The sequence below is a fragment of the Olleya marilimosa CAM030 genome (assembly GCF_000518485.1).
In the GTDB taxonomy this organism is placed as follows: Bacteria; Bacteroidota; Bacteroidia; order Flavobacteriales; family Flavobacteriaceae; genus Olleya; species Olleya marilimosa.
In genome coordinates, this window is record NZ_JADR01000001.1 from 67,505 (window position 1) to 81,570 (window position 14,066).

General features: G+C 30.5%; 19 protein-coding genes. 9 read left to right on the top strand and 10 right to left on the bottom strand.

The window, feature by feature from the left end; translation table 11 throughout:
- Positions 1-8: 8 nt before the first annotated feature.
- Together gldI and M890_RS0100325 are read right to left on the bottom strand one after the other, a co-directional pair.
- Positions 9-554, bottom strand: a complete 546-nt coding sequence (gldI, locus tag M890_RS0100320) for a gliding motility-associated peptidyl-prolyl isomerase GldI (protein WP_028281612.1) — start codon at positions 552-554, stop codon at positions 9-11.
- Positions 544-1,563, bottom strand: a complete 1,020-nt coding sequence (locus M890_RS0100325) for a DHH family phosphoesterase (RefSeq protein WP_028281613.1) — start codon at positions 1,561-1,563, stop codon at positions 544-546. Before M890_RS0100325 ends, gldI begins: the two co-directional genes overlap by 11 nt.
- A gap of 142 nt (positions 1,564-1,705) precedes the next feature.
- Between M890_RS0100325 and M890_RS0100330 the strand changes: the two genes are divergently transcribed.
- Positions 1,706-2,125, top strand: a complete 420-nt coding sequence (locus M890_RS0100330; protein WP_028281614.1) for a nucleoside-diphosphate kinase — start codon at positions 1,706-1,708, stop codon at positions 2,123-2,125.
- 153 nt (positions 2,126-2,278) lie between these two features.
- Here M890_RS0100330 and M890_RS0100335 read toward each other — a convergent pair whose 3' ends face one another.
- The 5 genes from M890_RS0100335 to recF all read right to left on the bottom strand — a co-directional run bounded on the left by M890_RS0100335 (position 2,279) and on the right by recF (position 4,730).
- Complete coding sequence (locus tag M890_RS0100335) at positions 2,279-2,470, bottom strand: cold-shock protein (protein WP_028281615.1); 192 nt, start codon at positions 2,468-2,470, stop codon at positions 2,279-2,281.
- A gap of 168 nt (positions 2,471-2,638) precedes the next feature.
- The gene (locus tag M890_RS0100340) at positions 2,639-2,830 is read right to left on the bottom strand and encodes a cold-shock protein (protein WP_028281616.1); all 192 of its coding nucleotides are present in this window, start codon (positions 2,828-2,830) and stop codon (positions 2,639-2,641) included.
- A 109-nt stretch (positions 2,831-2,939) separates the two neighbouring features.
- Positions 2,940-3,236: a DciA family protein gene (locus M890_RS0100345; protein WP_028281617.1), complete on the bottom strand. Its 297-nt coding sequence runs from the start codon at positions 3,234-3,236 to the stop codon at positions 2,940-2,942.
- Complete coding sequence (locus M890_RS0100350) at positions 3,236-3,670, bottom strand: lipocalin family protein (RefSeq protein ID WP_224740599.1); 435 nt, start codon at positions 3,668-3,670, stop codon at positions 3,236-3,238. The genes M890_RS0100345 and M890_RS0100350 overlap by 1 nt, the downstream gene beginning before the upstream one ends.
- Entirely contained in the window at positions 3,651-4,730 is a 1,080-nt protein-coding gene (gene recF, locus M890_RS0100355) for a DNA replication/repair protein RecF (protein WP_028281619.1), read from the bottom strand. The genes M890_RS0100350 and recF overlap by 20 nt, the downstream gene beginning before the upstream one ends.
- Positions 4,731-4,863: 133 nt before the next feature.
- On the opposite strand from recF, the gene M890_RS0100360 reads away from it, so the two are divergent.
- From M890_RS0100360 to M890_RS0100395, 8 genes are all read left to right on the top strand, one after another.
- On the top strand, positions 4,864-5,634 hold the full coding sequence (locus M890_RS0100360) for a tetratricopeptide repeat protein (RefSeq protein WP_028281620.1): 771 nt from the start codon (positions 4,864-4,866) through the stop codon (positions 5,632-5,634).
- 8 nt (positions 5,635-5,642) lie between these two features.
- A complete protein-coding gene (ribH, locus tag M890_RS0100365) occupies positions 5,643-6,122 on the top strand; it encodes a 6,7-dimethyl-8-ribityllumazine synthase (protein ID WP_028281621.1) in 480 nt (159 codons plus the stop codon).
- 90 nt (positions 6,123-6,212) lie between these two features.
- Positions 6,213-6,431, top strand: coding sequence for a hypothetical protein (locus M890_RS0100370; RefSeq protein WP_028281622.1), 219 nt, complete (start codon positions 6,213-6,215; stop codon positions 6,429-6,431).
- A gap of 10 nt (positions 6,432-6,441) precedes the next feature.
- Positions 6,442-6,723: a hypothetical protein gene (locus tag M890_RS0100375; RefSeq protein WP_028281623.1), complete on the top strand. Its 282-nt coding sequence runs from the start codon at positions 6,442-6,444 to the stop codon at positions 6,721-6,723.
- A gap of 4 nt (positions 6,724-6,727) precedes the next feature.
- On the top strand, positions 6,728-8,578 hold the full coding sequence (gene mutL, locus M890_RS0100380) for a DNA mismatch repair endonuclease MutL (RefSeq protein WP_028281624.1): 1,851 nt from the start codon (positions 6,728-6,730) through the stop codon (positions 8,576-8,578).
- A gap of 3 nt (positions 8,579-8,581) precedes the next feature.
- Complete coding sequence (locus M890_RS0100385) at positions 8,582-9,409, top strand: rhomboid family intramembrane serine protease (protein ID WP_028281625.1); 828 nt, start codon at positions 8,582-8,584, stop codon at positions 9,407-9,409.
- A 1-nt stretch (position 9,410) separates the two neighbouring features.
- Entirely contained in the window at positions 9,411-10,268 is an 858-nt protein-coding gene (locus M890_RS0100390; RefSeq protein ID WP_028281626.1) for a rhomboid family intramembrane serine protease, read from the top strand.
- Between the two features lie 16 nt (positions 10,269-10,284).
- Entirely contained in the window at positions 10,285-11,301 is a 1,017-nt protein-coding gene (locus M890_RS0100395) for an endonuclease/exonuclease/phosphatase family protein (protein WP_028281627.1), read from the top strand.
- Positions 11,302-11,334: 33 nt separating this feature from the next.
- Here M890_RS0100395 and M890_RS0100400 read toward each other — a convergent pair whose 3' ends face one another.
- From M890_RS0100400 to lepB, 3 genes are read right to left on the bottom strand one after another with little or no spacing between them, the layout of a single operon-like run.
- Positions 11,335-11,649 (bottom strand): DUF6122 family protein, encoded by a 315-nt coding sequence (locus M890_RS0100400; protein WP_028281628.1) that lies wholly within the window; start codon positions 11,647-11,649, stop codon positions 11,335-11,337.
- Positions 11,650-12,267, bottom strand: coding sequence for a WbqC family protein (locus M890_RS0100405; RefSeq protein ID WP_028281629.1), 618 nt, complete (start codon positions 12,265-12,267; stop codon positions 11,650-11,652).
- Positions 12,268-12,316: 49 nt separating this feature from the next.
- Complete coding sequence (gene lepB / locus M890_RS0100410) at positions 12,317-14,008, bottom strand: signal peptidase I (protein ID WP_028281630.1); 1,692 nt, start codon at positions 14,006-14,008, stop codon at positions 12,317-12,319.
- Between the last annotated feature and the right edge of the window lie 58 nt (positions 14,009-14,066).

Sequence of the window (14,066 nt, forward strand, 5' to 3'; positions counted from 1 at the left end):
GTTTGTTTCTATTCTTTTTTAGTAATTGTGTTAACTGTAACTTTGCAGATTAGTGGTGTATTTGTTCCTATTCTGTTTTCGTCTCCATAATAGCCATAAGCTTTATGTGATGGAAACAAAAAAGTTACCGTTTCTCCTGCTTGCATTAGTTTTAGACCTTCACGTAAACCTGTAAAAAGTTCTTGTTGGTCCATTGCATAATTTTGTGTTTTTAATTCTTCTTCAGTATAAATGGTTTTTCCATCTAAAGCTTTTATGTCATAATTAAAGTTTACAATGTCTGCAAAATCAGGTTTTACAATGCTATCTGTTTCAATTTTAGTATTGTAATAGTACCAAAATCCATTGCCTGATGTTTTATAATCATTTTGTGGTTGACTTGCTATTACTGTTTCAATTGCTTTAATTTCTTTTTTGTTTAACGCTTTGTTTCTAGCAACAGATTGGTCGATAAAAGATCCCGAACTAACCGATTTTGGTTTTCTAGCTTCAGGTGTTTTACAACTTAAAACAGTAATTAATATTAGTAATAGTATGGCTAAATTACGCTTCATGTAGTGCTGTGTTGTATTGTGGTAATATACTAATAAATTTTTCTGTGGTTTCCTCTAAGTTTACATCACTTTTTCCTCCTGCAGCATTGGTGTGTCCACCACCTTGAAAGTAAGCTCTAGACATTTCGTTAACAGAGAAATCACCTTTAGATCTTAATGAAATTTTAATGATACCTTGTTGTAAATCTTCGATAAATATAGCAGCAAGTACCACATTATTTAACGATAAAGCATAGTTTACAAAACCTTCTGTATCTCCTTTTTTGTAATCAAATTGTTGTAATTCTTTTTGAGATAGCGTTATGTAGGCAGCTCTAGATTCTGGTATAACTTTTAAATTACTTAATGCACAACCTAATAATTGCAAGCGGTTATAGCTGTTAGTGTCGTATACTTGATTATGTATCATGGTATTATCGGCACCTTTATCAATAAGATTAGCTATTATTCTATGTGTTGCACTAGTAGTGGATCTAAATCTAAACGATCCTGTATCTGTCATAATACCTACATAAATTGCTGTAGCTATATTAATGTCAATAATGTGTGTGTCCTCTAGTATGTCAATAAAATTATACACCATCTCGCAAGTCGAGCTCATGCTAACATCACTGTACATATATTTAGCAAAATCATCTGGTTGTTGATGATGGTCTATCATTATTTTTAATGCTTTGCTGTCTGTTAACACGTGTTCCATGTCACCAGTTCTGTGAAACGCGTTAAAGTCTAATGCAAAAATAATATCTGCTTCATTTAGTATTTGTTCGCTTTCTTCTTTTTGGCTTTCATATTTTAAAATCAAATCCTGTCCAGGAATCCATTTTAAAAAATCAGGATAATCGTTTGGTACAATAACCGTTGCTAAGTGGTTGGTTTTTGTTAAATAATGGAATAAGGCTAGGCTAGAACCAATAGCATCTCCATCAGGATTTTTATGGCTTACAATTACAATTTTTTTAGGTGTTTCTAATAACTGTTTAATTGCTGTAATGTCTTGTTTTGTCATAGCCCACGAAGATACAATTTTTTAATATTCGAATATATTGTTTTTCTTAATAAATGGCGTACTTTTGCACAAAATTAACAAGCACTTTTAACTATAAAAGGATTGTTGTTTTAAATAAATTAGATAACATTAAAATAAAAAAATGGCAACTAACAGAACATTTACAATGCTTAAGCCTGACTCTGTTGAAAAAGGGTACATTGGCGCAATCTTAGAAAAAATTAACGCTTCAGGTTTTAGAATCGTTGCAATGAAATTAACCCATATGACTAAGCAAGATGCTGAGGCATTTTACGCTGTACATAGTGAAAGACCTTTTTATGGTGAGTTAGTTGAGTACATGACACGTGGACCAATTGTAGCTGCTATTTTAGAAAAAGATAACGCTGTTGAAGATTTTAGAACTTTAATTGGTGCTACTAATCCTGCTGATGCAGCAGAAGGAACTATCCGTAAATTATATGCAGCGTCTATTGGCGAGAATGCAGTACATGGAAGTGATAGTGATGAAAACGCAGCTATTGAAGGTGCTTTCCACTTTGCTGGACGTGAAATGTTTTAAGTTTTAAAACTATATAAATTAGAAAAATCCAGCTTTTAGCTGGATTTTTTTTATGCTAAAATTAAAGTCTATCATGTGTTTAAGACTTTTAAGCAAAAAAAAGCCTCTCTAAATAAATAGAGAGGCTTTAATCTTAAAGATATATGGTAGTTGTTAAATTACTTTAACGTTAACTGCGTTTAATCCTTTTTTACCTTCTTGTAAGTCGAATTCAACTTCGTCACCTTCGCGAACTTCGTCGATTAATCCTGAAATGTGTACAAAATGGTCTTTGTTTACACCTTCTTCTGTTATGAATCCAAAACCTTTAGCGTCATTGAAGAATTTTACTGTGCCTTTACTCATTGTAATAAAATTTAATATTAATTATTTTAATTATTGCAAAGATGATACCATTAATTTTAATAAAGCACTTTTATTTTATTTATTTTCAATTATTTAGAAAATTTAACTAAAAAAGCCTTTCCGTATGGAAAGGCTTTTTTTGTAAAGATTTAAATAGAAAATATATAATTATACTACTTTTACATTTACTGCGTTCATACCTTTTCTTCCTTCTTGTAAGTCGAATTCTACAACATCACCTTCACGAACTTCGTCGATAAGTCCAGAGATGTGTACGAAATGGTCTTTGTCTGATCCTTCTTCAGTAATAAAACCGAATCCTTTAGAATCATTGAAAAATTTTACTGTGCCTTGAGCCATTGTAATAAAAAAATTTGTTAATAATGTCTCAAAGATATAATATTTAATAATATCTAAAAGTTTATTTTAATTTATTTTGAAAAATTTATTTTGGCAGTATAAAATTTAATTATCTCAATATCAGTTTTTTAATTATTTCTTTACCAAGTTCCTCGTTTAATAAGGTGATAATTTTTTGGTTACCATAACTAAGCTCTTCTCTTAATGCGCTTGAGCTAAGTTGTACATATAGTATGTCTTTTTTAAGCTCGATTGCTGTAGTGTAATTGTTAATTCCGTTACCCATTAATTTTGCCCAAGCGTCCTTAACATTAACTTTATCCAATCCTTTTTCTAGATTGTTTTCTGTAACAAAGTTTTTTAATGCGTCAGATATGTTTAGTAAGTCGTTATTTCGTTTTGCCATTAGTCTATTGTTATAGGTGTGTAGCGTTTATATAAATATAAATCTTTATTTTGATTCATTATTTGTAATTTGTCTTTGCTTGCATGTAAAACGGTTTCTTTCCAAGTAGCAAAAGGTGTTTTGTAATAAAGATTTAAACTGTCATTTTCTATTTTAAAAACAAAATGTTCTACATCTTTAGAGGTTTGGTAAGTCCCATTAAAGTTTGGTTTTAGTTTTTTTCTAAATCCGACAGTGTCTTTGTCTATATTGATATAATCTATAGTTTCATTTACATTATACACTTTTTTAGTACCATTACTTAAGGTTACTTCATTTATTTCCCAATATCCAGAAAGATGTTGTTTTAAATCTTCAGGATTTTTTGAGCATCCAAAAAATACTATTAATAATAAGTAATACGCCTTTTTCATGTTATAGTTTAAATATTTCATACGATTGATGTACTTGTTTAACTGCATTTTCTGTGCGTTCGGCATGAGTATCACTAATAAAAATTTGTCCAAAATTTTCATCATTAACTAATTTAATAATTTGTGCAACACGTGTTTCGTCTAATTTATCAAAGATATCGTCTAGTAATAAAATTGGATTATCACCACTAATGGCTTTTATACTGTCAAACTGAGCTAGTTTAAGCGCAATTAAAAATGATTTTTGTTGACCTTGACTTCCAAATTTTTTAATTGGATAATCACCAATATTAAATTCTAAATCATCCTTATGTACTCCAACACTAGTATATTGTAACGCCTTGTCCTTATTAATTGTTTTTTTTAAAAGTTGCTCCAAACTATCCTCAAACAAGTCACTTTTATAATTTAAACTAACTTCTTCATTATTATTGCTAATGGCTTTATATCTAGCTTTAAATAAAGGAATAAACGATTCTAAAAATTGTTTTCTCTTTTCAAAAATGTGTGTACCATATTGTTGTAGTTGTTGGTTGTAAACATCTACAGTGTCATTGTTATAAGTGTGATTAGCAGCAAAATATTTAAGCAATGAGTTGCGTTGAGACAGTATCTTGTTGTAATTAATTAAATTATTTAAGTAGCTTTTATTGCTTTGACTAATTACACTATCAATAAATTTTCGTCTGGTATCACTTCCTTCAATAATTAAATCTCTATCTGCTGGACTTATTATTACTAAAGGTAAAAAACCAATGTGATCACTAAACTTGTCGTAAGCTTTACTGTTTCTTTTAATAATTTTTTTTTGTCCTTTTTTTAGACTTACTACAATGTTTTCTGTTTTTTCATCTTTGTCATATTCACCATTAATTACAAAAAACTCTTCGTCATATTTAATATTCTGTGATGCTACAGGATTAAAGTAGCTTTTACCAAAGGATAAATGGTAGATTGCATCCAATACATTGGTTTTTCCAACACCATTATTACCAACAAGACAGTTAATAGTGTGGTTAAACTCGAATGATTTTGAGTCGAAATTTTTATAGTTTAAAAGCGCTAAAGATTTTAAAATCATGTAGTTATTGCTAAAAGATAGGGTTTTAATTAAGGTAGTCTAATAAGGATGTGCAAATTATTGAAAATTATCAAATAATAACCTTTTATTTCTGAAGAAAAATTATATTTTTGTGCGCATTAATAAAACTAATATGGCGACTTACAAGAAAAGAGGATACAAACCAAATACTAAAGTAGAAAAGGAAATAGAAGTTGAAGAAAGCTCAACAACTGCTGAAGTTTTTAATACATTAGACGAATCTGCAAACAAAGCAGAAGAGTTTGTAGAAAAAAATCAGAAAAACATTTTTATAATTATTGGTGTTGTAGCTGCATTAGCTTTAGGTTATTTAGTATACCAACAATTTATTGTTAAGCCTAAGCAAGGTGAAGCAATGAATGAAATGTACCAAGCACAAAAATTCTTTAATGAAGCAGTTACATCTAGTGTAGCACAAGATTCATTGTATAATTTAGCTTTAAAAGGAGGAGAAGGTAAATTAGGTATGATTGACATTGCAGACCAATATAGTGGTACTGCAGCAGGAAACTTAGCTAACTATTATGCAGGAATGGCTTATTTAAATATTAAAAACTATGAACAAGCAATTGTTTATTTAGATAAGTTTGAAAGTGAAGACGAAGCTCTAGCACCTATGGCAAAAGGCGCAATTGGAGATGCTTTTGTACAATTAACAGACAAAGAAAACGCATTAGATTATTACACACAAGCTGCTAACTTACGTCAAAACCAATTTACAGCTCCAACATACCTATACAAAGCAGGAATTACTGCTTTAGACTTAGGTAAAGCATCTAAAGCATTAGACTTTTTTAATAAAATTAAAGACAACTATCCAAACTCACCAGAAGCTACTCAAGCAGAAGTGTTTATTGGAAAAGCGCAAGCAATGTCTAACTAAATAAGCTTATGGCAACAACAAATTTATCTGCATACGATAAAGCATCAATCCCAAACGGAAAGCAATTTCGGTTTGGGATTGTTGTTTCAGAATGGAATGACAATATCACTCAAGGGTTGTTAGAAGGTGCTAAAAGCACACTTTTAGAACATAATGTGCAACCAGATAATATTTTGGTTTGGGATGTACCAGGAAGTTACGAGTTAATTTACGGTTCAAAAAAAATGATAGCACAAAACGTTGATACTGTAATTGCAATAGGAAGTGTAATCCAAGGTGAAACTAAACATTTTGACTTTGTTTGTGATGCGGTAGCCCAAGGTATTAAAGACCTTAATGTTACAACAGATACACCTGTAATTTTTTGTGTATTGACGGATAATACAATGCAACAAGCTATTGATCGTTCTGGCGGTAAACATGGTAATAAAGGTGTTGAGGCAGCAGTTGCAGCTTTAAAAATGGCGACTCTACGTAAAAACGCCTAAATTCTGTTAACATTTTTTAGCATTCTTAAACAGTCTTTCTGTAGTATTTTCAGTATTTTTGGATATTAATCACATTAAAACTGTAAAGGCTTGTTTAGTCAAAAGAAAAATAAAAAATTTAACTACCAATCCCGTTTTTCTAAAGAAGAAAACTCAGCTGTAAAGCTAAAAGAGAGTTTAAATACTAGCTGGAATGGTTCAAGAAAATCTAAGACTAATTCTAAAAAAAGTAATACATTATTTTTTCTAGTTGGAGTATTACTTTTTTTGGCTGCTTTAATGTATTATTTAGAAACTAAAATAAAGTAAATCTTTTACTATGGGATTTCTCTCCAAACGAAAAAATAAAAAATTTGATTACACACCTCGTTTTTATAAAGGAGAAGGTAATCCATTTGAAATAAAACACAAGTTTGACGAGCACAGAACTACAGTTGGTGATAATCCTAACTTAAAACAGAAATTTAATAATGCTATTGAAGATTTAAAAAACAATACAGATAAAACAGCCAACCGTAGAATTGTGTTGATTGTTGCTGTTTTAGTGTTTTTATTTTTATTAATTATAGGTTTCGATTTATCTATTTTCTTCCCTAATTAGACTTATGGCAGATATTATTCAACTATTACCAGACCATGTTGCCAATCAGATTGCAGCAGGAGAGGTTGTACAACGTCCAGCGTCTGTTGTAAAAGAGCTGTTGGAAAATGCAATTGATGCAGATGCTACAGTTATTAAGTTAATAATTAAAGATGCTGGTAAAACCTTAATCCAAGTTATAGACAATGGTAAAGGGATGAGTACTACTGATGCTAGATTAAGTTTTGAGCGTCATGCCACATCAAAAATTAAATCTGCAGAAGATTTATTTCAACTACATACCAAAGGATTTAGAGGAGAAGCTTTAGCAAGTATTGCTGCAATTGCACATGTCGAGCTTAAAACTAAGCAAGAGAATGAGGATTTAGGGTCTTCAATTATTATTGAAGGTAGTGAGGTTAAGTCGCAAGAAGTTGTTGTGACACCAAAAGGAACATCACTATCCGTTAAACATTTATTTTTTAATATTCCAGCAAGACGTAATTTTTTAAAGTCAAATACTGTAGAATTACGACACATTATTGACGAGTTTCATCGTGTCGCTTTAGCACATCCATCTATTAGCTTTTCTATGTTTAGTAATGGAAGTGAGACTTTTAATCTTCCTGAAAGCAATTACAGACAGCGTATTGTAAATATATTTGGGACTAAAACTAATGAAAAGTTAGTACCTGTTGAGGAAGCTACCGAAGTGTTGACCATTTCAGGTTTTGTTGGTAAACCAGAGTTTGCCAAAAAATCTAGAAACGAACAGTTTTTCTTTGTCAATAACCGATTTATTAAAAGTGCCTATTTAAATCATGCTATTAATTCAGCTTTTGAAGGCTTACTTAAAGATGGTGCGCAACCTAGTTATTATTTAAATTTGACGGTAAATCCGCAAACTATTGATATTAATATTCATCCTACTAAAACCGAAATTAAGTTTGATGATGAGCATACATTATACGCTATCTTAAGGTCTGCTGTTAAGCATAGTTTAGGACAGTTTAATATTGCTCCAGTACTTGATTTTGACAGAGATGCTAATTTGGATACACCATATAGCTATCAACAAAAAGGGATGCCAAGCGTGGAAGTGGATCGCTCATTTAATCCATTTAAAGAGGATACACCTAAAGTTAAAAATGTAACTAATTATAAAAAAGAACCAGTAACTACTGCAAGTTGGGAAAGTCTGTATGTTGGGTTAGAGTCTAAAGGCACTAAAACCAATACAGAATTTAGCGAAGTGCATTTTGAAAGCGAACCAAATACCGAAAGCTTTTTTAAAAATGAAAATGAAGTAGAAACTAAGCAATCTACCTACCAATTAAATAATAAGTTCATAATAAGTACAATTAAATCAGGAATGTTAGTCATTGATCAACATCGTGCACATCAACGTGTACTGTATGAAGATTATTTAAGACACATTACAATTAAAGAAGGGGTTAGCCAACAATTATTGTTTCCGTTGGAGTTACACTTCTCAATGCAAGAAATAGCACTGATTAATCAATTAAAGGATGATTTAGAGTCTACAGGGTTTGTTTTTCAGTCTATTAAAAATGAAACAGTAGAAATAACAGGTGTACCAGTTAATGTTCCTGAAAGCGAAGTATCTATTATTTTAGAGCAATTAATAAGTGATGTTGAAAACGAAGTACCAGATAGTAACTTTTCTGCAACAGACTTATTAGCAAAATCTATGGCTAAAAGTTTAGCTATAAAAACAGGACAATCATTAACCAACACAGAGCAAGAACATTTAGTAAACCGTTTGTTTGCTTGTAAGGAACCTAATGTGTCACCTACTAACCGAACCACATTTATTACAATGTCTGTGGATGAGTTAGAGAAAAAATTTATGTAAAGTATGATGAGAATAACAGATACTGTAAAACATTTAATTATCATAAACGTACTTATGTTTATTGGTACTATGACTGTTGGAGATGGTCGTTTGTTTTACGATTTATTTGCAATGCATTTTCCTGCTAGCGATACTTTTAGACCTTGGCAAGTTGTAACACACATGTTTATGCATGGTGGATTTACGCATTTATTATTTAATATGTTTGCGTTATGGATGTTTGGTGGACCTGTTGAGGCGCGTTTAGGACGAAATAAATTTTTATTCATTTACTTCTCTGCTGGATTAGGAGCTGTATTGTTCCAGTTAGCAGGTTATTATTGGGATTATCTTCCTGCTTTAAAAAGTTTGATGGAATCTGGTTTAAGTAAAACAGCAATTAATGACATTATTAATTTTAATATCTTAGATGGTAATCAATATACTGGACAGCTTTTAAAGGAGCAATTATTCGCTTATTTAGCTGAAAATAACATTAATGCTAGCTTAATTAATCAAGCATCATATCAAGCATTATTTGAAACCAATGTCTTAATCCACAATAGTACAATGGTTGGTGCATCAGGATGTATTATGGGTATTCTTGCAGCGTTTGGTATGATGAATCCAAATGCAGAGCTAATGATGATCTTTTTACCAATCCCTATAAAAGCTAAATATTTTATTCCAGGAATAATACTTTTAGATGTTATTTCAGCGTTTACAGGACAGTCCTTTTTTAGCCCAAGTAATACAGCTTATTTGGCTCACGTTGGTGGAGCAATTATAGGTTTTATAATTATGTGGTATTGGCGTAAAACACAATTTAATAAAAACCGTTGGGATAGATAAAATGAACCAAATAGAACAACTTAAATATAAATACGCTAGGCTTAATGTCTTAGAAAAAATTATAGCAGTAAATGTTATTGTTTTTCTGTTTGCAGTTCTATTTAGAAAAGTGATACCTACTGTTTTTTCTTATATTTATTTGCCAAGTAATATTTGGGCCTTTTTAATTAAACCATGGACTATTGTGAGTTATGGTTTTTTGCACTTTGATTTTTTACACCTTTTATTTAATATGTTATGGCTTTACTTTTTAGGTCGTATGATGTTAAACCTATTTAGTCCTAAAATGTCTTTAAATATCTATTTTATGGGTATTATAACAGGTGGATTAGTGTTTTTATTAGGCTACAATGTTTTTCCTAATATATTTTCTGCTAATGCTTATGTTTTAGGCGCATCAGCAGGTGTTAGAGCCTTACTAATATTTATTTGTGCTTATATGCCTAATAAAGACATAAGGTTTTTTACATTTAATCTAAAGCTTTGGTGGATAGGAGCGGTTTTAGTTGGTTTAGATATCTTAGGTATAGTAAATGGTAATAACCAAGGAGGAAGTTTAGCACACATTGGAGGAGCTATTTTAGGTTATGTGTATGCTAAACAATTAGTCAAAGGTCAAGATATTGGGACTGGATTTGGACGTTTTATGGATTGGTTTAGTGCTTTGTTTAAAGCTAAACAAAAAGTGAAAATGAAAACGGTTCATAAAAAAAGTAAAGTAGCAGGTTATAAAAAAGAAGAATTTAATCAATTTAATAACCAGAAAAAGATTGATACTATTTTAGATAAAATAAGTAAAAGTGGTTATGATAGTTTGTCTAAAGAAGAAAAAGAATATTTATTTAAAACAGGAAAATAGTCACTAATTAGTGCTTATGAAAAACTTAAGATTTTTCGAAAAAGTTGTTTTTATCATCAATTCCATTGTGGCTTTTTTGTTATTACTTTCCTATGTTTTGCCCAATATACCACCAAATACTTTTGCAACACTTTCTGTGTTAAGTTTAGGTGTACCATTATTAATATTACTTAACGTTTTATTTTTTGTGTATTGGTTGTTTAAAATTAAAAAGCAACTACTATTATCTTTAGTGGTTATTTCTATTGGTTATTTTTTATTTGGATCATTGTATAAGTTTTCTAATTGGGAAGAAGTTGGAGAGGAAAGTCTTTCCATAATGAATTACAATGTGCGTTTATTTAATCTCTATGATTGGATTCCAGAAAAGGATATAGATTTAAAGATAGTCCAATTTATTAAGGAGCAAAGTCCTCAAATTTTATGTATTCAAGAGTATCATCCTCAGGATAATATTGATTTTTCGTTTTATAAATACAATTATCAAAAATTAGAAGGTAAAAAGACTAAATTAGGTCAAGCTATTTTTTCTCAGTTTCCTATTATAAATTCAGGTTCTGTTAACTTCCCAAACACAGCTAATAATGCCATTTTTGCAGATATAGTTAAAGGAAAAGATACTATAAGAGTTTATAATTTACATCTTCAATCGCTAAGGATTGACCCTAGAGTGCAGAGTTTAACAACAGAAAATTCAGAAAAATTATTAAACGGAATAGGTAAAACGTTTAAGCTTCAACAAGCACAAACCGAATTATTTTTAGAACATAAAAACAATAGTCCTTATAAAGTGATTATATCCGGAGATTTCAATAATTCTGCTTTTTCATATGTATATAATGCTATAAAAGATGACATGAAAGATACGTTTAAGCAACAAGGTAATGGTTTTGGACGTACTTATAATTTTAAGTTTTTTCCGTTAAGGATAGATTTTATATTGGTAGATAAATCGTGGACTGTCAATAGTTTTAAAACCTTTGATGTGCAATATTCTGACCATTATCCAATAATGACTAAAGTTAGTTTTTAACTGTTTTCAATAAAGTTGAACTGTAATCAAGCGTTACCAAGTCATCATCATGCAGTCTGTAAAATCTGCAATAATATGTATTACTAAGCCTAATCCAATAAGTCTTGTTTTTTTAGGTAATAGTAAAGCGATATAAAGGACTATAGCGTAATAGGAGTGTAGTGGATGGAAATTAATACTACACCTATTAGGCGCAAATATAGGTGTTGCTAGTAGGTGGTCTAAGTCAATTAACATGCCTAGTAACATAATCCCTAAAGCGTACTTCCAATGCTTTTTAAAAAACAATAATGCAACGATTACAGGAACTATAAAATGAATACCATAATGTATAATATCTTTATACATTTAGGGTTGTATTTGGTTTTCTAAATAGGGTAACGCATTTGTACCTTCATTAAAAAGTAAGTCTAAAATACTTAGGTTGTTAATGTAGCCATGTTTTTCAGTAAAAACCTGATTGTAGGTTTCAAATACTTTAGGCTGTTCTTGTCTTGCGTTAGTTAAAAACCTTAAATCTGTTAGAGTTTCTGGAACTTTTTCATACAAGGTAGTAAATTGAGGCTTTATATCTAATTGCAAACACTCAGTTATTACCTCAAAACATTTTAAATTATGGTCAAATATAAAATCAGAATTTAATTTAAAAAGCGGTCGTAATTCATCTTCATAAAACTCGAAAAAAGGAGAGGTACGATAGGCAGATTCTAAGCTTTTCCAGTGCAATAACTGCCATTTTTCGCGATCACTTATTTTTACATCCTTGTATAACTGACGTTCTTTATGACTATGTATTACTGGTACGCTTAATTGTAATTTACCATTAGCTGCATAAATGTAGGCTCTGTTTCGGTAGGATTGTTTTTGGTAATTATCATTAATTTCAAACGTCACACTATTAGCATTTACTATAGCAGTAAACTGCGCAATGCATGGAAAATATGTAGGATGAAGTAATATGTCCATTAATTAGTACAATCTATTTTAAAATTTAGAAAATTTTCTAATATTTTAATTATGCTTTTTTACGTTTTCTGTATTTATTAAATCCAATAACTAAACCTAATAACACTAAAAACGGAATGAAGTATGAGGTTAATTTTCCATTACCACCAACAGTAGTAAATAATCTATTCCAACGTATTTTGTTAATACCTTTAGCGTTAGAGTCCCAACTCATCCAAACTAATACAGGTTTTCCAACGACATGATCAAAGGGTACAAATCCCCACATTCTAGCATCTTGCGAGTTGTGTCTGTTGTCTCCCATCATCCAATAATAATCTTCAGTAAAGGTATAAGAGTCTACAACTTTGTCATTAATCAAAATTTGATTCCCTTTAACTTTAAGTGTATTGCCTTCATAGGCTGTAATAGCACGTTTATAAAGCGGTAAATTGTCTAAGTTAAGTGCTATAGTTTTTCCTGCTTCAGGAATGTAAATTGGACCAAAAAAGTCACGATTCCAAGTGTAACCTTGTGATTTTGGAAAAATGTTTTCGGTAGTACTATTTGATAGGTCTTTGGTTACAGTTAAAACATCTGGATCGCTAGTCATTATGTTAGCTAAATCCTCTGTTAAGTTAACGTATAGTGCTTTTTCAGCAATTTCTAATTTTAGTAAATCAAACGATTTTTGATCTAAATTTGATAAAAACCTAACCTCAGTTGAATCTTGTTTAAGTACTTCTGTTCCAATCTTTTTTACTTTTAAGTAATTCTGAAATTCAGATTTATTCCAATTATTAGCAGAGGTTTTAAAGACGTAACGCTCATACTTTTCAGTAATACCGTATTTTTGGTAAATAGATTCAGCAGAAACATCATTAAGAATAACTTTATAAAAAAACTGCAATTTAGCTCTGTCTGGTAATTCATTTTTCTTACCATTTATATATACATAACCCTCTTTAATTGATAGTGTATCACCTGGTAATCCAACACAACGTTTTACGTAATTGGTTCTTTTGTCAACTGGTTTATATCTAACACCACCATTTTCATTATTTATATCAACTAACGTATCTACAGGCCAATTAAAAACTACAATATCGTTGCGTTTAATGGATTGAAATGCAGGAAATCTAAATTTAGGTAATTGTGGAAATTTAAAATATGAAGGTGTTGATGTGCCAGGAATAGCATCATGAATCATTGGTAAAGCAATAGTTGTTTCTGGTGTACGTGCACCATAGTGTACTTTACTAACAAATAAAAAATCACCTACTAATAATGTTTTTTCTAAAGATGAAGTAGGAATAACAAAAGGTTGTATAAAATAAGTGTGTACAATGGTAGCAGCCACAACTGCAAATAATATAGAACTTACCCAATCACCTAACTCTGTTCTTGGTTGTAAACTACGGTCTTTAACGTGATGTAGGTCTTTAGCAGCATAGTTTAAGTAAAAGCTATAAAAACCTAGACTAAAAATAGCTAAAAAGGTGTCTAAAGCAGTATTCTTTTTAAAGCTTCTAGCAATCTCAACCCAAACAACTGGAAACAAAATTAAATTAACAATTGGTAAAAATAGTAAAATGGTCCACCACCAAGGTCTATTTATAATTTTCATTAAAACAATAGCATTGTAAACAGGTACAAAAGCCTCCCAAGCTTGTCTTCCTGCCTTAATGTATAGTTTCCAAGTTGCTAATCCATGTAATACTTGAATGACAAAGAAAAATATAATCCACTGTGTTACGTCCATATTGTTTTAGTTATGTAATGGTCTAAAAGACTATTGGTTAGTTGTTAGTTACAAATGT

What these genes read in the sequence shown, in the direction of transcription:
- gldI (WP_028281612.1), bottom strand. Translation starts at nt 554, where the DNA reads ATGAAGCGTAATTTAGCCATACTATTACTAATATTAATTACTGTTTTA.
- M890_RS0100325 (WP_028281613.1), bottom strand. Translation starts at nt 1,563, where the DNA reads ATGACAAAACAAGACATTACAGCAATTAAACAGTTATTAGAAACACCT.
- M890_RS0100330 (WP_028281614.1), top strand. Translation starts at nt 1,706, where the DNA reads ATGGCAACTAACAGAACATTTACAATGCTTAAGCCTGACTCTGTTGAA.
- M890_RS0100335 (WP_028281615.1), bottom strand. Translation starts at nt 2,470, where the DNA reads ATGAGTAAAGGCACAGTAAAATTCTTCAATGACGCTAAAGGTTTTGGA.
- M890_RS0100340 (WP_028281616.1), bottom strand. Translation starts at nt 2,830, where the DNA reads ATGGCTCAAGGCACAGTAAAATTTTTCAATGATTCTAAAGGATTCGGT.
- M890_RS0100345 (WP_028281617.1), bottom strand. Translation starts at nt 3,236, where the DNA reads ATGGCAAAACGAAATAACGACTTACTAAACATATCTGACGCATTAAAA.
- M890_RS0100350 (WP_224740599.1), bottom strand. Translation starts at nt 3,670, where the DNA reads ATGAAATATTTAAACTATAACATGAAAAAGGCGTATTACTTATTATTA.
- recF (WP_028281619.1), bottom strand. Translation starts at nt 4,730, where the DNA reads ATGATTTTAAAATCTTTAGCGCTTTTAAACTATAAAAATTTCGACTCA.
- M890_RS0100360 (WP_028281620.1), top strand. Translation starts at nt 4,864, where the DNA reads ATGGCGACTTACAAGAAAAGAGGATACAAACCAAATACTAAAGTAGAA.
- ribH (WP_028281621.1), top strand. Translation starts at nt 5,643, where the DNA reads ATGGCAACAACAAATTTATCTGCATACGATAAAGCATCAATCCCAAAC.
- M890_RS0100375 (WP_028281623.1), top strand. Translation starts at nt 6,442, where the DNA reads ATGGGATTTCTCTCCAAACGAAAAAATAAAAAATTTGATTACACACCT.
- mutL (WP_028281624.1), top strand. Translation starts at nt 6,728, where the DNA reads ATGGCAGATATTATTCAACTATTACCAGACCATGTTGCCAATCAGATT.
- M890_RS0100385 (WP_028281625.1), top strand. Translation starts at nt 8,582, where the DNA reads ATGATGAGAATAACAGATACTGTAAAACATTTAATTATCATAAACGTA.
- M890_RS0100390 (WP_028281626.1), top strand. Translation starts at nt 9,411, where the DNA reads ATGAACCAAATAGAACAACTTAAATATAAATACGCTAGGCTTAATGTC.
- M890_RS0100395 (WP_028281627.1), top strand. Translation starts at nt 10,285, where the DNA reads ATGAAAAACTTAAGATTTTTCGAAAAAGTTGTTTTTATCATCAATTCC.
- M890_RS0100400 (WP_028281628.1), bottom strand. Translation starts at nt 11,649, where the DNA reads ATGTATAAAGATATTATACATTATGGTATTCATTTTATAGTTCCTGTA.
- M890_RS0100405 (WP_028281629.1), bottom strand. Translation starts at nt 12,267, where the DNA reads ATGGACATATTACTTCATCCTACATATTTTCCATGCATTGCGCAGTTT.
- lepB (WP_028281630.1), bottom strand. Translation starts at nt 14,008, where the DNA reads ATGGACGTAACACAGTGGATTATATTTTTCTTTGTCATTCAAGTATTA.